This window comes from Streptomyces sp. NPDC044063 (assembly GCF_056434285.1).
Genome location: NZ_JBWKFM010000015.1, coordinates 66,606 through 85,147 on the forward strand (window position 1 = coordinate 66,606; position 18,542 = coordinate 85,147).

Here is an 18,542-nt window from a genome sequence, read left to right on the forward strand (position 1 = left end):
GGGCACCGCGGTCACTTCTCCAGTTCGAGCACGGGCACCCCGGGCACGTCGATGCCGAAGGCCTGCGCGTACAGCGACAGTTCCGCCTCCAGCGACCGGATCAGCGAGTCCGCGCGCCGGAAGCCGTGCCCCTCGCCCTCGAAGGCGAGGTACGCGTGCGGCACCCCGCGCCCGGCGACCGCCGCCACCAGCATCTCGGTCTGCTCCGCCGGGCACACCGGGTCCTCCAGCCCCTGCAACAGCAGGAACGGCACGTCGATCCGGTCCGCGCGACCGAGCGGCGACCGGTCGCGGTAGCGGTCGGGGAACTCGGCGAGCGGGCCCACCAGATAGTCCAGGTAGCGCGACTCCAGGTCGTGGGTGCCCCCGTCCGCCCACACCAGCAGGTCCAGCACGGGGAAGAGGATGGTGCCGCAGGCGTACAGGCCGTTCGCCACGAGCGAGGCGGCCGTCGTCCAGCCGCCCGCGCTGCCGCCCCGGATCGCCAGCCGGGCCCGGTCGGCCGTGCCCTCCTCCGCCAGCGCCTCGGCCACCGCCGCGCAGTCCTCGACGTCGACGATGCCCCAGCGCTCCCGCAGCCGGTCGCGGTACTCCCGCCCGTAGCCGGTCGAGCCGCCGTAGTTGACCTGCGCCACGCCGATGCCCCGGGACGTGAAGTAGGCGATCTCCAGATCCAGCACCAGCGCCGAGCGGCCGGTCGGGCCGCCGTGCGCCCACACCACGAAGGGCGGCAGCTCGTCGGCGGGCGCCACGTGGTCCGGGCTGTGCGGCGGATAGACATGGGCGTGGATCTCCCGCCCGTCCGGGCCGGTGAACGTGCGGATCAGCGGCTCCGGGTAGTACGCGGGGTCCACCGGGTCCAGGTGCCGGGCGCCGATCGCCCGGGCCCGCCCCGTCCCGGTGTCCAGCTCGACCACCTCGTACGTGCTGCGCGGGCTGGCGGCCACGCCGACCACCCGGCTGCCGCTGGAGGACACCGTCGCCGCCCACTCCGTCCACGGCCCGGCCGCGTCCACCAGCTCACCGGTCTCGGGGTCGAGTATGCCCAGGACCATGGCGCCCCGGCCGTGCACGACCGCCACCAGGCCGTTCTCCAGCGGGGTGAACCAGTGCGTCCCCGGCCGCCACAGCGGCCCAGCGAACTCCTCCTCGCGCGGGCACAGCGCCACCAGCTCCCCGGTGTCCGGGGCCAGCCGGTGGAGGTTCCACCAGCCCGTCCGGTCCGTCGCCACCAGCAGCGAGCCGTCCGCCGCCCACTCCGCCTGGGCGACCGCCTCCCGGGGGCCGCCCAGCACCGTGCGTATGCCGGTGAACGGCCCGTCAGCGCCGACCTCGGCGATCTTCAGCTCCGTGCCCTCCCAGGGCATGCGCGGGTGGTCCCAGGCGATCCACGCCGCCCGCCGGCCGTCCGGGGAGAGCCGGGGGCCGGTCACGAAGCGGTGCCGGTCGTCCGTCAGCTCCCGTACGGCGGAACGCTCCCCGGCGGCCGAGCCGTCCAGCGGCACGGCCGCGAGCACCCGGCGGACGTCCCCGGGCCCCTCCCCCGTGAACTCCTCCAGCACGCACCACACCTCGCCCCGGTCGGGCAGCAGGAGGGGATCGGCCCAGCGCAGCCCGCCGCCCACCGCCGACACCGGGGTCAGCGGGCGGGGCGGGGCGCCCGCCGGGTCGTCCGGCTCCCAGACGTACAACCGCTGGTCCGCGAAGTGGGCGAAGACCACCAGCGGGCCCCGGCCGGCCCGGGGCACCGCCGCCCAGGGCCGCCCGCCGTACTCGACGACACGCGTGCGGACGTTCCACGGGGCGTCCAGCGCGGACTCCTCCACGCCGTCGGCGCGCCGCCGGACCAGGGTCATCCGGCCGCCCTCCCGGGGCCGGGAGGCCACCCACCACACCTCGTCGCCCACGATGCCCACGTACTCCGGCCTGCTGTCGTGCGATGCGGCGAGCGCTGCGTCGATCGGGGACCGCCAGGCTCCGTACGGCGTCGTGGACACCATCGTCGTTACTCCTCCTCGTGACAGGGGTGGTGCTGGTCGTCGTGCAGGGGGGACATGAAGAAGTGGTCGAGCACCCGGACGCCGAAGTGGAGGGCGTCGACGGGCACCCGCTCGTCGACGCCGTGGAACAGCGCCTGGTAGTCGAAGCCCTCGGGGAGCCGCAGCGGCGAGAAGCCGTAGCCGGCGATGCCCAGGCGGGAGAACTGCTTGGCGTCGGTCCCGCCGGACATGCAGAACGGCACCACTCTCCCCTCCGGGTCGCATCGCTCCAGGGCGGCGCGCATCCGCGCGAACACCGGTCCGTCGACCGGCGCCTGCAGAGCCACCTCCCCGTGGTAGATGTCCCATTCCACATCGGGACCGGTCAGCAGGTCCATGGTGATACGGAACTCCTCGTCGCCGCCCGGCACCGTGCGCCCGTCGACGAAGCCCACGGCCTGCCCCGGAATGACGTTGATCTTGTACCCGGCGTCCAGCATCGTCGGGTTGGCGCTGTTGCGGACCGTCGCGGCCACCAGCGCGGCGGCCGGCCCCAGCTTCTCCAGCAGCACGTCCACGTCCAGGCCGGGCGCGTCGACGTCGACCTCGATGCCCTGGGCGGCCGCGATGCCGCGCAGCGCGGCCCGGACGGTGGGGGTGAGCCGCACCGGCCAGCGGTGCTCCCCGATGCGGGCGACGGCGGCGGCCAGATTGGTCACGGCGTTGCGGCGGTTGACCTTCGCGCCGTGCCCGGCGGTGCCCCGGGCGGTCAGCCGGAGCCACGCGGAGCCGCGCTCCCCCGCGCCCACCGGGTACAGCCGCAGGCCGCCGCCGGCGTGGAAGGTGTAGGCCCCCGACTCGCCGATGCCCGCCACGCATCCCTCGAACAGCGCCGCGTGCTCGTCGGCGAGGAAGCCCGCGCCCACGACGCCCTGGTCCTCCTCGTCCGCGGTGAAGGCGAGCACCACGTCGTGCGGCGGCCGCACCCCGGCCCGGGCCCAGGCCCGTACGACGGCCAGCACCATCGCGTCCGTGTTCTTCATGTCGATGGCGCCCCGGCCCCAGACCACGCCGTCACGGACCTCGCCCGAGAAGGGGTGGGTGGTCCAGTCGCCGGGCTCGGCGGGCACCACGTCCAGGTGCCCGTGCACCAGGACGGCGTCGGCCGCCGGATCGGTGCCCGGCACCCGGGCGACGACGTTGGTCCGGCCGCGTTCCTTCTCCAGCAGAAGCGGCTCCAGGCCGGCCTCCGCGAGCCGTTCGGCGACGTACTCGGCCGCCGGCCGCTCCCGGCAGTCCCCGCCGCCGCGGTTGGTGGTGTCGATCCTGATCAGGTCGGAGGTGAAGGCCACCGCCTCCGCGAGCGCTCTGTCGTCGATGCTGTCAGCCATACTGGTCCTCCACCGCCGCCGACACGACGGTCGTGACCGCCTTGAAGCAGCGGATCGCGTCGTACATGGTCGGCATGGTGTAGGCGACCAGGCGCTCGCCGGTCTGTTCGACGCCCGGCACCGCCGTGGCGGCCCCGGCCAGATGCTCCGCGTCGAACTCCAGCTCCACGGTGAACGGACCGCTCCGGACCGGCTCGTGCCGCACCGCCAGCGCCACGGCCTCCTTCGCCGCGGCCCGGATGTCGGCCGCCGTCCGGGCGGGGGTGCGGCACACGGCCGCGTACCGGGAGACGTAGTCCTTCACCGCCACGGCACGCGCCGCGGGGGCGTATCCGCGGGCGTCCTCGCAGGTCCGGTCGTCGCCGGTCACCAGCACCACGGGCACACCGTATTCGGCGACCACCAGAGAGTTGAGCAACCCCTCGCTGGCGCGCCTGCCGCTCACTCTGACGCCGGTGAGGGAATTGGCCAGATAGGTGTGGGCGAGCACCCCCTCGGCCCCGGCCGCCGCGTGGTAGCCGACGAACGCGATGCCGTCGACGTCGCCGTGCTGCACGCCCTCGACCATGCTGAGCGTCTTGTGCTTCCCGGTGATCATCTCCGCGCGCTCGTCCAGCTTCTCCAGCAGCAGGTTGCGCATGCTCCAGTGCGCCTCGTTGATGAGCACGGCGTCGGCGCCCCCGTCGAAGAAGCCGGCGACGGCGGCGTTGACGTCCGAGGTGAACAGGTGCCGGCAGCGCTCCCACCCGGGGGTGCCGGGCAGCACGTCACCCGGCCACGTCACACCGGTGGCGCCTTCCATGTCCGCGGAGATCAGGATCTTCACCATGCACCAGTCCTACCGCAGCCGCGAAGCGCGTACACCGGCCTCGGCACCGGTTCGTCGCCGCGGGCGCCGGAACGGGCGGGCGGTGCCGGTCACCCCTCACCGGATCGACGTAGTCGGCGTCGGCGCGGACGTGCGGGACGGACCGTACGGGCGTCACCCGCCGCTACAGCAGGTGGACGAGGCCGGTGGGGTTCAGTGGCCCTGGACCCGGCCGCTCCGCCCGATCTCCAGGACCGGGCAGCCCCGTTCGAGGACCTGGGCCGCGATACGCCCGCTCGCGGCGGCCCCCATGCCGGGCAGGACGCCGGGGAGCCGCCCGGCGAGCTCCTCGGCGGCGTAGGGGTCGGAGTGCGGGGCGAAGGCGGGGACGGCCCGCCGCCGGGTGTCGTCCGGCAGCCGCGCGGCGTCCGCGGCGAGCACCAGCATCCGCTCCGGGCCGGGGCCGGACAGCGGATAGGCCCACCAGAGCACCTCCACCCGGCCGCCGGCCCCGCCGCGGTCCGCGCGGGCCCGCCCCGACCGGGCGGACCCGGGCCCCGCCGGGCCGCGCAGCGCGCCGCCCACGGGCATCAGGTCGGTGGCGGCCCGGCCCACGGCCTCCTCGCCGCGCCGGCCGAAGAGCTCGCGCGCACCCCTGCTCCAGTGCGTCACCACGCCTCCGGGCCCCACCACGACGACCGCGAGCGGAACCCGCCCGGGAACGGACGTGCCACGGTTCATGGATGTGCTCCTTCGCGCGCCTCGGCACGTTCTACTCACCAGTACCACGGTAGGGCCCGGCGCGCCCGCCCCACCGGGCAATCGCCGAACTACCGCGGGAAACCGGGCCGGTCGGCCCCCCGATGCCCGCCCTAGTGGTCCGCGTGGCCCAGCTGGAGGTCCCGCTCGGTGCGCCCGCCGCCGGCCACCTGGAGGACCGTCGCCACGGGCGGGTAGCCCGCGGCGACGACCGTGTACTCGCCCGCCGAGAGGTCGACGAAGCGGAATGTGCCGTCCGCGCCCGTGATGGTCGAGTCGACCACGTTCCCGGCGGCGTCCAGCAGCGTGACCCGGGCGTCCTCGACGGGCCGTCCGCCGCCGGCGCGGACCGTGCCGCGCAGCACCGCGCCGCCCGCGAGCTCGATGTCCTGCCGGGTCTCGCGGGCCGACTGGACGGTGACCGGCAGCGCGGCGGGACGGAAGGCGGGGGCGCTGGAGGCGAGGGTGTACTCGCCGGCGACGAGCTCCCCGATGACGTAGCCGCCGTCGTGGCCGGTGCGGGTGGAGGCGACGACCTCGCCGTGCACATTGGTGAGGGTGACCAGCGCCTCGCGCACCGGGGTGCCGTCGGCGGTGCGCACGGTGCCGGCCAGCCGGCCGGCGCCGCCGAGGATGACGTCGAGCTCGACGGGCCGTTCGCCGACGGTGACGGTGACCGCCTGCGGCTGGTGGCCGCCCGCCGCGGCGATCAGGACGTACGAGCCGGTGCCGGGCGTGCTCAGCGCGTACCGCCCGTCCGCGCCGCTGGCGCCCCGGCCGATCTGGCGGCCCTGGATGTCGATGAGGGTGAGGGCGGCGCGCGGCACGGTGGTGCCGTCGTGGTGCTGGACCGAGCCGGTCACGGGGATGCCGGCGACGAACGGCGCGGCGGGCGGCGGGGCCGCCGGTTCGGCGGGCGGCGCGGCGTGGCGCGCGGAGGGGACGGTGGCGGTCTCGGGGGGAGCGTTGTGGGACACCAGCGGTTTCTCTTTCAGCAGGAAGGCGAGCAAGAAGCCCACGATGAGCACCGGTACGAGGTAGAGGAAGACCCGCGGCATGGCGTCGGCGTAGGCCCTGACGTAGCCGTCGCGCAGCGGCGCGGGGAGGGCGTGCACCAGTCGCGGGGTGAGGGCGTCCGGGGCCGGGAGCCCGGCGCGGGGCGGGAGTTCGGTGGCCAGGGCGGCGGAGAGGCGGTGGGCGAACAGGGTGCCGAAGACGGCGGCTCCGATGGAACCGCCGATCTGCCGGAAGTAGTTGTGGGAGCTGGTGGCGGTGCCGAGGTCGGCGGGGCGTACGGAGTTCTGGACGGCGAGGACGAGGACGGGGAGGACCAGGCCGATGCCCACGCCCAGGATGGCCATCCAGAGGCTGTAGACGAGCCGGCCGGTCCGCGCGTCGAGGTGGGAGAGGAGGTACATGCCCTCGGCGGACAGGGCGCCGCCGAGGATGGGCAGGAGCTTGTAGTGGCCGGTCCGGCTGATGAGGCTGCCGGCGACGAGGGAGGCGACGGCGATGCCGCCCATCATGGGCAGCATCAGCAGCCCGGACGCGGTGGCGTCCACGCCGTCGGCCATCTGGAGGAAGGTGGGCAGATAGCTCGCGGCCCCGAAGAGAGCGACGCCGGTGACCGCGCCGAGGAGGGCGGTGACGGTGAAGACGGAGTCGCGGAAGAGGTGCGGGGGGATGATCGGTTCCGCGGCGAAGTGCTCGACGACGACGAGGAGCAGGGCCGTGCCGAGCGCGCCGGAGGCGAGGCCGAGGATGGTCCGGGAGGTCCAGGCGTACTCGGTGCCGCCCCAGGTGGTCAGCAGGATCACGCAGGTGGAGGCGGCGGTGAGCAGCAGCGCGCCGAGGACGTCGAAGCGGGCGCGGCGCGGCGGCCGGGGCAGCTTGAGGCCGGCGGCGACGACGGCGAGCGTGACGAGGCCGAGGGGGACGTTGAGGTAGAAGCACCAGCGCCAGGAGGCGTGGTCGGTGAGGAAGCCGCCGAGCAACGGCCCGGCGACGGAGGCGAGTCCGTAGGCGGCGCTGATGACGCCCATGTAGCGGCCGCGTTCACGGACGGGGACGAGGTCGGCGATGATGGTCTGGACGCCGATGAGCAGTCCGCCGGCCCCGACGCCCTGGAGGGCGCGGAAGGCGACGAGCTGGTCCATGGTGCGGGCGGCGCCGGCGAGCCCGGAGCCGGCGACGAAGACGAGGATGGCGAGGACGAAGACGGCCTTGCGGCCCGTCAGGTCGCCGAGCTTGCCGTAGAGCGGCAGGACGACGGTGGACGTCAGCAGATAGGCCGTGACGGCCCACGACATCCGTTCCAGGCCGTGGAGTTCGCCGACGATCCTGGGCAGCGCCGTGGCCACGACGGTCTGGTCGAGCGCCGCGAGCAGGAGCGTGAGCATGAGGCCGGCGAAGACCAGGCGGACCCGGGCCGGGCCGGGCGCGGGGCCCGGGTCGGCGGGGGCGGGTGCTGTCGGGGGCAGGGCGAGCGTCCTCGCGCTCTTCTCCAAGGTGGTCTCGACGGTGGACCCGCCCACGAACAACTCCCCTCGTCGCGCCTGCGTTGCCGCCCATTTCTCGCATTACGCGACAACGGCCAGCAAGCGCGACGATTTGCGGGGGAGCGCCGGACACGGCACTTTCTGCCGGTCGGAGGCGGTTTAGGCACGACGCCCCCGCGCCGCGAAAACCACCCGAACCGGTGAGCCCGGACCGGGACGGTCCGGGCGTCCGGGCAGGGTCAGCCGGCGCTGGGCTTCCCCTCGGTCTCGGCGGCGAGGCGGCCCAGCACGGCGTCGTAGATACGGCCGAGGCCCTTGGGCGCGAAGGCGCGCTCGAAGAAACCGCCGATGCCGGTGGCGCCGGTCCAGGTGGTGGTGACGACGACCTTGGAGCGGCCCTCGCCGGCGGGGGTGACGGTCCAGGTGGTGACCATGGTGGAGTTGCGGTCCTTCTCCACCAGCTGCCCGGTGGAGGGCTCGGAGACCTCCAGCAGGCAGTCGCGCACGCGCTTGCTGGTGGCCTGGAGCTTCCAGTGGACCAGGGTGCCCTCGCCGTCGCCGCCCTCGCGCACCTCGTACTCGCTGAAGTGCTCGGGCAGCAGCTTGGACCGGGTGCCGCTGTAGTCGGCGAGGGCGTCGAAGACGTCCTCAGCGCCCGCCGCGATGATCCGCTCGGTGGTGGCCTCGACCTGGCCCATGGCTTGTTCCTCCGGGACGATGAAGAAGACGGCGCTTGCCGTATCTGCTGGTGCGGGGCAAAGCCAACCACCATCGCCACACCCGCCCAAATCCGGGGTCGCACCTTTTACGTACATACATACGTTCTTCTTTCGGTCGGACCGCGCGTCCCGGTCCGGACCGCTATGCCCCGGTGCCCCCGCGGCCGTCGCGCCGCCCGCCGCCGCGGCCCGCGAGCCGGGCCAGGGCCGTGACGGCGGCGGGGCGCAGTCGTTCGTGTTCGCGGGCGGCGACCAGCACGGCCTCGGCGCTCCGGTCGCCGAGGAGGCCCAGGCCCTCGACGCACGCGCGGGCCACCGGCCAGCAGTGGTCGCGGGCGGCGAGCAGCCGCTCCAGCGTGGACAGCAGGGCCGGCACCGCCTCCGGGGCGCGCAGCTCGGTGAGGAGGCGGACGGGGTAGAGGGCGTAGGCGGTGCGCAGCGGATTGGTGGCCAGGGCCGCGGCGGCGCGTCCCGTACGGGGGTCGCGGAGGCGGGCGAGGGCGTGCGCGGCGGTGGCGCAGCGCACGGGCTCGCGGTAGTTGAGGAGGAGGACGAGGGTCTCGAACGCCCTCCGGTCGCCCGTACCGCCGAGCGTGAAGGCCGCGATCTCCCGCGCCCAGAGGGGCTGTTCGGGTGCGGTCAGCACGCCGGCCAGCGCGTCGCGCGCGGCGGGGGTGCCGGCGCGCACGAGGGCGAGCAGCCGCTCGTACGCCGAGAACTCGGCCGGGGAGACCAGTTCGGCCCGCACCCGCGCCAGCAGCGCGCGGAATTCCTCTTCCATCTCCCGCTCCCCTCGCCGAGTGGCCTGGGCCACATGGTAGGACGCCCGCCCGTCCCCTGGCGCTCTTGGTTACCGCTGGGTTAGTCTCCCCGGCAGGAGCGGCACCCCCGCTCCGACGGCCGGTGACGCGGCCGTGCGGTATCCCGGCCCTCGTGGCCGGTTCGTCGGTTCGGCACCGAGTACGGCCCGGCCCCGGGACAGGGCCCCGCCGTTTCCTCGACTCCCTCTCCGTGGACGCCCCTTACCCGTCCTCGGACGCATCCAGTCGCCGCCCCCGCCGGGGCCACCGACCGCCGACCTCCCCGCGCGCTCGTCCGCCCGGGAGACCTTCCTGGAGTTACGCGATGGACCGCACCTCCGCGTCAGAGCCGTCCCCTCCCCGCTCCGCCGCCTCCATCCAGACCGTCGCCGTGATCGGTCTGGGGACCATGGGCACCGGCATCGCCGAAGTGCTCGCCCTCTCCGGCCGCACCGTCGTCGGCGTCGACGTCAGCGACGCCGCCGCGCTGCGGGCCGACGCGGCCCTGGAGGCCGCCACCGCCCGCGCGGTCGAGCGCGGCCGGCTCACCGAGACCGACCGCCGGGCCGCGCTGGGCCGTTTCCGCACCGCCCGCGACCTCGCCGCGGCGGCCGAAGCCGATCTGGTGATCGAGGTCGTCCCCGAGGACTACGACCTCAAGCACGAGGTGTTCACCGCCCTGGACGCCGTCGTCCGCCCGGAGACGATCCTGGCGACGGGCACCAACGCCCTGTCGGTGACCCGGCTGGCCGCCGACTCCGCCCGCCCCGAGCGCGTCCTGGGCCTCCACTTCTTCAACCCGGCGCCCGCGATGAAGCTGGTCGAGATCGTCTCGTCCGTGCTCACCGCGCCGGACGCGGTCGCGGCCGTCACCGAACTCGCCCACGAGCTGGGCAAGGAACCGGTCGCGGTCGGCGACCGGCCGGGGTTCGTCGCCGACGGGCTGCTCTTCGGCTACCTCAACCAGGCGGCCGCCATGTTCGAGGCGCGGTACGCCACCCGCGAGGACATCGACGCGGCCATGCGGCTGGGCTGCGGGCTGCCGATGGGCCCGCTGGCCCTGCTGGACCTGATCGGCATCGACACCGCGCGGACGGTCCTGGAGGCGATGTACGCCGCCTCGCACGACCGGCTGCACGCGCCGGCGCCGGTGCTCGGCCAGCTCGCGGCGGCGGGCCTGACGGGCCGCAAGGCGGGGCGCGGCTTCTACACGTACGAGGCGGCGGGCTCCGCGACGACGGTGCCGGACGCCCTCACCCCGCGCCCCGCCGAACGGGAGACGGCCGTCCGCGAGGTGCGGTCGGTCGGGGTCGCGGGCTCGGGGACGATGGCGAGCGGGATCGCCGAGGTGTTCGCCAAGGCCGGCTACCCGGTGGTGCTGGCGGCGCGCACCCCCGAGAAGGCACGGGCCGCGGTGGAACGCATAGCCCGCTCGCTGGCGCGGTCGGTGGAGAAGGGCCGGCTGACGGCGGCCGAACGGGACGCCGCGCTGGGCCGCCTCACCCCGGCCGGGTCGCTGGACGCGCTGGCCGAGGTGGATCTGGCCGTCGAGGCGGTGGCGGAGGACCTGGAGGTCAAGCGGCAGCTGTTCGCCACGCTCGACAAGGTGTGCCGGCCGGGGGCCGTACTGGCCACCACCACCTCGTCGCTGCCGGTGGTGGCCTGCGCCCGGGCCACCTCGCGGCCGCAGGACGTCGTCGGCATGCACTTCTTCAACCCGGCGCCGGCGATGAAGCTGGTCGAGGTGGTGCGCACGGTCCTGACGGCCGACGACGCCCACGCCACGGTGCGGGCGGTGTGCGCGAAGGTCCGCAAGCACCCGGTGGACTGCGGGGACCGGGCCGGCTTCATCGTGAACGCGCTGCTGTTCCCGTACCTCAACAACGCCGTGAAGATGGTGGAGGAGCACTACGCCTCGCTGGACGAGATCGACGCGGCGATGAAGCTGGGCGGCGGCTACCCCATGGGCCCGTTCGAGCTGCTGGACGTCGTGGGACTGGACGTCTCGCTCACCATCGAGCGGGTGCTGCACCGCGAGTTCCGCGACCCCGGCCTCGCCCCAGCGCCGCTGCTGGAGCACCTGGTGGCGGCGGGCTGCCTGGGCCGCAAGACCGGCCGCGGGTTCCGCGAGTACACGAAGGCCTGACCGGGCCGTGCCCGACCGGAAGGCGGGCTGGGGCGGACTGCTCGAACCCGGCGGCGGTCCGTCCCGGCACGCCCGGACCAGCGCGTGTTACGTTCCCCACATGTCCCAGCCCGCCAAGTCCGCCCGCGCGCCGCGCGGGGCCGCCACCACCGATCCCAGGGGAGCCGACGGCACGAAGGTATCGACCGCCGCCAAGGGGACCGGTCCGGAGAGCGCCGGTTCCCGCCGCGCCGCCGCCCAGCGGCTCACCATGCGCCGCAAACTCGCGGCCGCGGCCATGGAGTTGTTCGCGACCAAGGGCTACGAGGCGACCACCGTCGACGAGATCGCGGCCACGGCCGGAGTCGCCCGCCGGACGTTCTTCCGCCACTTCCGCTCCAAGGAAGAGGCCATCTTCCCGGACCACGACGACACGCTGGTGCGCGCGGCGGGCGTACTGGACGCCGCGCCGCCGCACGAGAACCCGCTCGACACCGTCTGCCGGGGCATCAAGGAGGTCATGCGGATGTACGCGGCCTCCCCGGCCGTGTCCGTGGAGCGCTACCGCCTGACCCGCGAGGTGCCGGCGCTGCGCGAGCGCGAGATCGCCTCGGTGGCCCGCTACGAGCGGCTGTTCACCCGTTATCTGCTGGGGCACTTCGACGAGACCGCCCATCACGTGGGCGACGACGACCCGCTGCTCGCCGAGGTCGCGGCCTCGGCGGTGGTGACCGCGCACAACCACGTCCTGCGGCGCTGGCTGCGCGGCGGCGGCCAGGGCGACGTGGAGGCCCAGCTCGACCACGCGTTCGCCATCGTGCGGGAGACGTTCGGGGCGGGCATCGGCTCGGGCCGCGCGGGCGCCGGCGAGGCACCGGCCGCCACGGCCCGGGCCCGGGGCGAGGTGCTGGTGACGGTGGCCCGGACGGACGCGCCGCTGAGCGAGGTCATGCGGGCGATCGAGAAGGCGCTCAAGCCGAGCTGAGACATAGCCCCGACATAAACGAACAAATGATGACGAAGGCCACCCTCCGGGGTGGCCTTCGTTGCTCATACGTGCCATCGGGATGACATCTGAGAGAAATTGTTGGCACCCAGTGTCTTGTCGAGTGGCACGCGGTGCCATACCTTGTGGGTGTCCGGGCGGCCGGCACGCAGACACGACCGTCGTGTGCCGGCTGTCCCCGCAAGCCACTTGTGCGTCCGGACACGCCTGCGTCACCAGGCCCTCGAGCGCTCACCCGCGCCATGCGAGCACCACCCCCGCACCACCCGCCGAACCGACGGCACCACCGCTTCACCACCCCCGACGTTCCCTCAAGCCCGTTCCCCGACGTGCTTCGCCGGAGGCAATCCGTGAACCAGATACTCGACGCGATCCTCGCGCCGGACACCAGCTCCCAGGACTTCGCAGCCCTGCCGCTCCCCGAGTCATACCGGGCGGTCACCGTGCACAAGGACGAGGCCGAGATGTTCGCCGGCCTCGCCACCCGGGAGAAGGACCCGCGCAAATCCCTGCACGTGGAGGAGGTGCCGGTGCCCGAACTGGGCCCCGGCGAGGCCCTCGTGGCCGTGATGGCCAGCTCCGTGAACTACAACTCCGTCTGGACCTCGATCTTCGAGCCGATGTCCACCTTCGGCTTCCTGGAGCGCTACGGCAGGACCTCGCCGCTCGCCAAGCGGCACGACCTGCCCTACCACGTGATCGGCTCCGACCTGGCGGGCGTGGTCCTGCGCACCGGCCCCGGCGTCAACGCCTGGCGGCCCGGAGACGAGGTCGTCGCCCACTGCCTCTCGGTGGAACTGGAGTCCGCCGACGGCCACGGCGACACCATGCTCGACCCGGAGCAGCGGATCTGGGGCTTCGAGACCAACTTCGGCGGCCTGGCCGAGATCGCGCTGGTGAAGTCCAACCAGCTGATGCCCAAGCCGAAGCACCTGAGCTGGGAGGAGGCCGCGGCCCCCGGGCTCGTCAACTCCACCGCCTACCGGCAGCTGGTCTCCCGCAACGGCGCCGGGATGAAGCAGGGCGACAACGTCCTGATCTGGGGCGCCAGCGGCGGACTCGGCTCGTACGCCACGCAGTTCGCGCTCGCCGGCGGGGCCAACCCGATCTGCGTGGTCTCCAGCGAGAAGAAGGCGGAGATCTGCCGGCGGATGGGCGCCGAGGCGATCATCGACCGCAGCGCCGAGGGCTACCGCTTCTGGAAGGACGAGCACGAGCAGGACCAGCGCGAGTGGAAGCGCTTCGGCAAGCGCATCCGCGAACTGACCGGCGGCGAGGACGTGGACATCGTCTTCGAGCACCCCGGCCGCGAGACGTTCGGCGCCTCGGTCTACGTCACCCGCAAGGGCGGCACGATCGTCACCTGCGCCTCGACCTCGGGCTACCGCCACGAGTACGACAACCGCTACCTGTGGATGTCCCTCAAGCGCATCGTCGGCTCCCACTTCGCCAACTACCGCGAGGCGTGGGAGGCCAACCGCCTGATCGCCAAGGGAAAGATCCACCCCACCCTCTCGAAGACGTACGCCCTCGCCGACACCGGCCAGGCCGCGTACGACGTCCACCGCAACCTCCACCAGGGCAAGGTCGGCGTGCTCTGCCTCGCTCCCGAGGAGGGCATGGGCGTACGCGACGAGGAGATGCGGGCCCGCCACATCGACGCGATCAACCGCTTCCGGAACGTGTGAGAGACGGCTGCATTAAATGACTCAGCGTCAGAAGGATCGTCCGTGGCTGATGCGGACGTACGCCGGGCACTCCACCGCCGAGGCGTCCAACGAGCTCTACCGGCGCAACCTCGCCAAGGGGCAGACCGGCCTCTCGGTCGCGTTCGACCTCCCGACGCAGACCGGATACGACCCCGACCACGTCCTCGCCCGCGGCGAGGTCGGCCGGGTCGGGGTCCCCGTGGCCCATCTCGGGGATATGCGGCGGCTGTTCCGGGACATCCCCCTGGAGCGGATGAACACCTCCATGACCATCAACGCCACCGCCATGTGGCTGCTGGCGATGTACCAGGTGGTCGCGGAGGAGCAGGGCGCCGACGTGACCGCCCTGCAGGGCACCACGCAGAACGACATCGTCAAGGAGTACCTGTCGCGCGGGACGCACGTCTTCCCGCCCGGCCCCAGCCTCCGGCTGACCACCGACATGATCACCTACACGGTGAACCACATCCCCCGGTGGAACCCGATCAACATCTGCAGCTACCACCTCCAGGAGGCCGGGGCCACCCCGGTCCAGGAGATCTCCTACGCGATGTCCACCGCGATCGCCGTCCTCGACGCGGTGTTCGCCTCCGGGCAGGTCCCCGAGGAGCGGCGCGGCGACGTCGTCGGCCGCATCTCCTTCTTCGTCAACGCCGGTGTCCGGTTCATCGAGGAGATGTGCAAGATGCGCGCCTTCGGCCGCATCTGGGACCAGGTCACCCGCGAGCGCTACGGCATCGAGAACCCCAAGCACCGCCGGTTCCGCTACGGCGTCCAGGTCAACTCGCTGGGCCTGACCGAGGCCCAGCCGGAGAACAACGTCCAGCGCATCGTGCTGGAGATGCTGGCCGTCACGCTCTCCAAGGACGCCCGCGCCCGCGCCGTGCAGCTGCCCGCCTGGAACGAGGCGCTGGGCCTGCCCCGGCCCTGGGACCAGCAGTGGTCGCTGCGCATCCAGCAGGTCCTCGCCCACGAGAGCGACCTGCTGGAGTACGACGACATCTTCGAGGGCTCGCATGTGATCGAGGCCCGGGTGGCCGGCCTGGTCGAGCAGTGCCTGGCCGAGATCGACCGGATCCAGGCGATGGGCGGGGCGATGGCGGCCGTGGAGTCCGGCTACCTCAAGTCGCAGCTCGTCTCCTCGCACGCCGAGCGGCGGGCGCGGATCGAGGCGGGCGAGGAGCGGATCGTCGGCGTCAACTGCTTCGAGTCCACCGAGCCCAATCCGCTCACCTCCGACCTCGACGCCGCCATCATGACCGTCGACCCGGCGGACGAGGCCCGGGTCGTCGCGGCCCTCCACCGCTGGCGCGACGACCGGGACGAGGGCCGTGCCCAGGAGGCCCTGTCGGTCCTGAAGAAGACCGCCGCCGGCGCGGAGAACCTGATGCCCGCCACCCTCGAGTGCGTCCGCGCGGGCGTCACCACCGGCGAGTGGTCCTGGGCGCTGCGGGACGTCTTCGGTGAGTTCCGCGCCCCCACGGGCGTCAGCGGCGCCCCGCTGGCCGTGGCCGCCGAGGCGGGCACCCCGCTGGCGGCCGTCCGGGCGAAGGTGGCCCGTACGGCCGAGGAGCTGGGCGGCGGCCGGCTGCGGCTGCTGGTGGGCAAGCCGGGCCTGGACGGGCACTCCAACGGCGCCGAGCAGATCGCCGTACGGGCCCGCGACGCCGGCTTCGAGGTGGTCTACCAGGGCATCCGGCTCACCCCGGAGCAGATCGTCTCGGCGGCCGTCGCCGAGGACGTGCACTGCGTGGGCCTGTCCATCCTCTCCGGCTCGCACGCCGAGCTCGTCCCCGACGTCCTGGCCCGGATGCGCGCGGCGGGGGCGGGCGAGGTGCCCGTCATCGTCGGTGGCATCATCCCGTCGGCCGACGCGGCCGCCCTGCGGGCGGCCGGGGTCGCCGCGGTTTTCACCCCGAAGGACTTCGGTATCACGGAGATCATCGGCCGTATCGTCGACGAGATCCGTACAGCGAACCAGCTCGACCCCCTGGAGGTCACCGCATGACCGGCAGCACCACCCCCGTGAACCGCCTCCGTCCGCGCCGCTCCTGCCTCGCCGTCCCCGGCAGCAACCCCCGCTTCCTGGAGAAGGCCCAGTCGCTCCCCGCCGACCAGGTCTTCCTGGACCTGGAGGACGCGTGCGCGCCGCTGGCCAAGGAGGGCGCCCGGCACACGATCGTCGACGCGCTGAACAACGGCGACTGGACGGGCAAGACCCGGGTCGTGCGGGTCAACGACTGGACCACCCACTGGACGTACCGCGATGTGATCACGGTCGTCGAGGGCGCGGGCCCCAACCTCGACTGCATCATGCTGCCCAAGGTGCAGGACGCCCAGCAGATCATCGCCCTGGACCTGCTGCTCACGCAGATCGAGAAGACCATGGGCTTCGAGGTCGGCCGCATCGGCATCGAGGCGCAGATCGAGAACGCCAAGGGCCTGGTCAACGTGGACGGGATCGCCGCCGCGTCGCCGCGCCTGGAGACGATCATCTTCGGCCCGGCCGACTTCATGGCCTCGATCAACATGAACTCCCTGGTCGTGGGCGAGCAGCCGCCCGGCTACCCGGCGGACGCCTACCACTACATCCTCATGCGCATCCTGATGGCGGCCCGCGCCCACGACCTCCAGGCCATCGACGGCCCCTACCTCCAGATCAAGAACGTGGACGGCTACCGCGAGGTCGCCGGCCGGGCGGCGGCGCTGGGCTTCGACGGCAAGTGGGTGCTGCACCCGGGCCAGGTGGAGGCCGCCAACGAGGTCTTCTCGCCCTCGCAGGCCGACTACGACCACGCCGAGCTGATCCTGGACGCGTACGACTACTGCACGTCGGAGGCGGGCGGCAGGAAGGGCTCGGCGATGCTCGGCGACGAGATGATCGACGAGGCCAGCCGGAAGATGGCCCTGGTCATCGCCGGCAAGGGCCGGGCGGCCGGAATGGTCCGCAAGTCCGTCTTCGAGATCCCGGAGGCATGAGCGCGATGCAGTTCGGCCGCACCTTCGAAGAGTTCACCGTCGGCGATGTGTACAAGCACTGGCCCGGGAAGACGGTCACGGAATACGACGACCACCTCTTCTGCCTGCTCACGATGAACCACCACCCGCTGCACATGGACAGCCACTACGCCGAGGAGACGACCGACTTCGGCAGGAACGTGGTGGTGGGCAACTACATCTACTCCCTGCTGCTGGGCATGTCGGTGCCCGACGTCTCGGGCAAGGCGATCGCCAATCTCGAGGTGGAATCGCTGAGGCACATAGCCCCGACCTTCCACGGCGACACCCTCTACGGCGAGACGCGGGTGCTGGACAAGACGCCCTCGAAGTCGAAGGACGACCGCGGGATCGTGTACGTCGAGACCATCGGCTACAAGCAGGACGGCACGGTGGTCTGCACCTTCCGGCGCAAGGTGATGGTCCCCACCGCCACCTACATCAAGGAACGCGGCGGGGAGCAGCCCGGCCGTCCCGAACCGATCATCCGGGAGAAGTGAGCGATGGGCCGCCTGGCACAGACGGAAGGGCTGACGGACGTCCAGCGGGAAATCCTGGCGACGGTCCGTGAATTCGTCGACAAAGAGATCATCCCGGTCGCGACCGAGCTGGAGCACCGCGACGAATACCCCACCCGAATAGTGGAGGGGCTGAAGGAACTCGGCCTGTTCGGGCTGATGATCCCCGAGGAGTACGGCGGGCTCGGTGAGTCCCTTCTCACATACGCGCTGTGCGTGGAGGAGATCGCGCGCGGCTGGATGAGTGTGTCGGGAATCATCAATACGCATTTCATCGTCGCCTACATGATCAAGCAGCACGGCACCCAGGAGCAGAAGGATCACTTCCTGCCCCGGATGGCCACCGGTGAGGTGCGGGGCGCGTTCTCGATGTCGGAGCCCGGGCTGGGCTCGGATGTGTCGGCCATCACGTCCAAGGGCGTGCGGGACGGCGACACGTACGTCCTGAACGGCCAGAAGATGTGGCTGACCAACGGCGGCTCGTCGACGCTGGTGGCGGTGCTGTGCCGGACGGAGCCCGAGGACGGGCAGTCGGCCGGGCTGGCCCCGCACAAGTCGATGACCACCTTCCTGATCGAGAAGGAGCCCGGGTTCGGGCAGGTCAGGCCGGGTCTGACCATCCCCGGCAAGATCGAGAAGATGGGCTACAAGGGCGTCGACACCACCGAACTGATCATGGACGGCCTGCGCGTTCCGGCCGACCGGGTGCTCGGTGGGACCCCCGGCCGGGGCTTCTACCAAATGATGGACGGCGTCGAGGTGGGCCGGGTGAACGTCGCGGCACGTGGTTGCGGTGTCGCACAGCGTGCCTTCGAACTGGGTGTTTCCTACGCCCAGCAGCGTCACACTTTCGGAAAACCCATCGCCCAGCACCAGGCCATTCAGTTCAAACTGGCCGAAATGGCTACAAAGGTCGAGGCGGCCCATGCGATGATGGTGAACGCGGCCCGCAAGAAGGACTCGGGCCGCCGCAACGACCTCGAGGCCGGAATGGCCAAGTACCTGGCCTCCGAGTACTGCAAGGAGGTCGTCGAGGACGCCTTCCGCATCCACGGCGGCTACGGTTTCTCCAAGGAGTACGAGATCGAGCGGCTCTACCGGGAGGCGCCGATGCTCCTGATCGGTGAGGGCACGGCCGAGATCCAGAAAATGATCATCGGTCGCCGCCTGCTCGAGGAGTACCGAATCCAGGGGTAATTGTCCGTTTTAGGGAGATATGGCGGCCATATAACA

Annotated in this window: 14 protein-coding genes; 7 read left to right on the forward strand and 7 right to left on the reverse strand. The window is 72.4% G+C overall.

Annotated elements, in window-relative coordinates:
• Positions 1-11 precede the first annotated feature (11 nt).
• The 7 genes from AC07BS_RS19940 to AC07BS_RS19970 form a co-directional block, all read right to left on the reverse strand.
• Entirely contained in the window at positions 12-2,000 is a 1,989-nt protein-coding gene (locus tag AC07BS_RS19940; protein ID WP_478933478.1) for an LpqB family beta-propeller domain-containing protein, read from the reverse strand.
• 5 nt (positions 2,001-2,005) lie between these two features.
• A complete protein-coding gene (locus AC07BS_RS19945; protein WP_478933480.1) occupies positions 2,006-3,370 on the reverse strand; it encodes a M20/M25/M40 family metallo-hydrolase in 1,365 nt (454 codons plus the stop codon).
• Complete coding sequence (locus tag AC07BS_RS19950) at positions 3,363-4,196, reverse strand: M55 family metallopeptidase (RefSeq protein WP_478641079.1); 834 nt, start codon at positions 4,194-4,196, stop codon at positions 3,363-3,365. The genes AC07BS_RS19945 and AC07BS_RS19950 overlap by 8 nt, the downstream gene beginning before the upstream one ends.
• Positions 4,197-4,391: 195 nt before the next feature.
• Positions 4,392-4,919, reverse strand: coding sequence for a hypothetical protein (locus AC07BS_RS19955; protein WP_478640268.1), 528 nt, complete (start codon positions 4,917-4,919; stop codon positions 4,392-4,394).
• 131 nt (positions 4,920-5,050) lie between these two features.
• Entirely contained in the window at positions 5,051-7,471 is a 2,421-nt protein-coding gene (locus AC07BS_RS19960; protein ID WP_478933482.1) for an MFS transporter, read from the reverse strand.
• Positions 7,472-7,674: 203 nt separating this feature from the next.
• Entirely contained in the window at positions 7,675-8,133 is a 459-nt protein-coding gene (locus AC07BS_RS19965) for an SRPBCC family protein (protein ID WP_478640273.1), read from the reverse strand.
• Positions 8,134-8,296: 163 nt separating this feature from the next.
• Positions 8,297-8,935, reverse strand: a complete 639-nt coding sequence (locus tag AC07BS_RS19970; protein WP_478933484.1) for a HEAT repeat domain-containing protein — start codon at positions 8,933-8,935, stop codon at positions 8,297-8,299.
• Positions 8,936-9,279: 344 nt separating this feature from the next.
• Between AC07BS_RS19970 and AC07BS_RS19975 the strand changes: the two genes are divergently transcribed.
• The 7 genes from AC07BS_RS19975 to AC07BS_RS20005 all read left to right on the forward strand — a co-directional run bounded on the left by AC07BS_RS19975 (position 9,280) and on the right by AC07BS_RS20005 (position 18,506).
• Positions 9,280-11,100, forward strand: coding sequence for a 3-hydroxyacyl-CoA dehydrogenase family protein (locus tag AC07BS_RS19975; RefSeq protein WP_478933486.1), 1,821 nt, complete (start codon positions 9,280-9,282; stop codon positions 11,098-11,100).
• Between the two features lie 100 nt (positions 11,101-11,200).
• A complete protein-coding gene (locus tag AC07BS_RS19980; RefSeq protein WP_478640280.1) occupies positions 11,201-12,064 on the forward strand; it encodes a TetR family transcriptional regulator in 864 nt (287 codons plus the stop codon).
• A 371-nt stretch (positions 12,065-12,435) separates the two neighbouring features.
• Complete coding sequence (gene ccrA, locus AC07BS_RS19985; protein WP_478640282.1) at positions 12,436-13,773, forward strand: crotonyl-CoA carboxylase/reductase; 1,338 nt, start codon at positions 12,436-12,438, stop codon at positions 13,771-13,773.
• 16 nt (positions 13,774-13,789) lie between these two features.
• The gene (locus tag AC07BS_RS19990; RefSeq protein ID WP_478640284.1) at positions 13,790-15,802 is read left to right on the forward strand and encodes a protein meaA; all 2,013 of its coding nucleotides are present in this window, start codon (positions 13,790-13,792) and stop codon (positions 15,800-15,802) included.
• Positions 15,799-16,773: an HpcH/HpaI aldolase/citrate lyase family protein gene (locus AC07BS_RS19995; protein ID WP_478933489.1), complete on the forward strand. Its 975-nt coding sequence runs from the start codon at positions 15,799-15,801 to the stop codon at positions 16,771-16,773. The genes AC07BS_RS19990 and AC07BS_RS19995 overlap by 4 nt, the downstream gene beginning before the upstream one ends.
• A gap of 5 nt (positions 16,774-16,778) precedes the next feature.
• The gene (locus AC07BS_RS20000; RefSeq protein WP_478641080.1) at positions 16,779-17,291 is read left to right on the forward strand and encodes a MaoC family dehydratase; all 513 of its coding nucleotides are present in this window, start codon (positions 16,779-16,781) and stop codon (positions 17,289-17,291) included.
• Between the two features lie 3 nt (positions 17,292-17,294).
• Positions 17,295-18,506 carry an acyl-CoA dehydrogenase family protein gene (locus tag AC07BS_RS20005; RefSeq protein ID WP_478640290.1) on the forward strand — a complete coding sequence of 404 codons (1,212 nt, stop codon included), beginning with the start codon at positions 17,295-17,297 and terminating at the stop codon, positions 18,504-18,506.
• The last annotated feature ends 36 nt before the right edge of the window (positions 18,507-18,542 follow it).

What these genes read in the sequence shown, in the direction of transcription:
- AC07BS_RS19940 (WP_478933478.1), bottom strand. Translation starts at nt 2,000, where the DNA reads ATGGTGTCCACGACGCCGTACGGAGCCTGGCGGTCCCCGATCGACGCA.
- AC07BS_RS19945 (WP_478933480.1), bottom strand. Translation starts at nt 3,370, where the DNA reads ATGGCTGACAGCATCGACGACAGAGCGCTCGCGGAGGCGGTGGCCTTC.
- AC07BS_RS19955 (WP_478640268.1), bottom strand. Translation starts at nt 4,919, where the DNA reads ATGAACCGTGGCACGTCCGTTCCCGGGCGGGTTCCGCTCGCGGTCGTC.
- AC07BS_RS19965 (WP_478640273.1), bottom strand. Translation starts at nt 8,133, where the DNA reads ATGGGCCAGGTCGAGGCCACCACCGAGCGGATCATCGCGGCGGGCGCT.
- AC07BS_RS19970 (WP_478933484.1), bottom strand. Translation starts at nt 8,935, where the DNA reads ATGGAAGAGGAATTCCGCGCGCTGCTGGCGCGGGTGCGGGCCGAACTG.
- AC07BS_RS19975 (WP_478933486.1), top strand. Translation starts at nt 9,280, where the DNA reads ATGGACCGCACCTCCGCGTCAGAGCCGTCCCCTCCCCGCTCCGCCGCC.
- AC07BS_RS19980 (WP_478640280.1), top strand. Translation starts at nt 11,201, where the DNA reads ATGTCCCAGCCCGCCAAGTCCGCCCGCGCGCCGCGCGGGGCCGCCACC.
- AC07BS_RS19990 (WP_478640284.1), top strand. Translation starts at nt 13,790, where the DNA reads ATGACTCAGCGTCAGAAGGATCGTCCGTGGCTGATGCGGACGTACGCC.
- AC07BS_RS19995 (WP_478933489.1), top strand. Translation starts at nt 15,799, where the DNA reads ATGACCGGCAGCACCACCCCCGTGAACCGCCTCCGTCCGCGCCGCTCC.
- AC07BS_RS20000 (WP_478641080.1), top strand. Translation starts at nt 16,779, where the DNA reads ATGCAGTTCGGCCGCACCTTCGAAGAGTTCACCGTCGGCGATGTGTAC.
- AC07BS_RS20005 (WP_478640290.1), top strand. Translation starts at nt 17,295, where the DNA reads ATGGGCCGCCTGGCACAGACGGAAGGGCTGACGGACGTCCAGCGGGAA.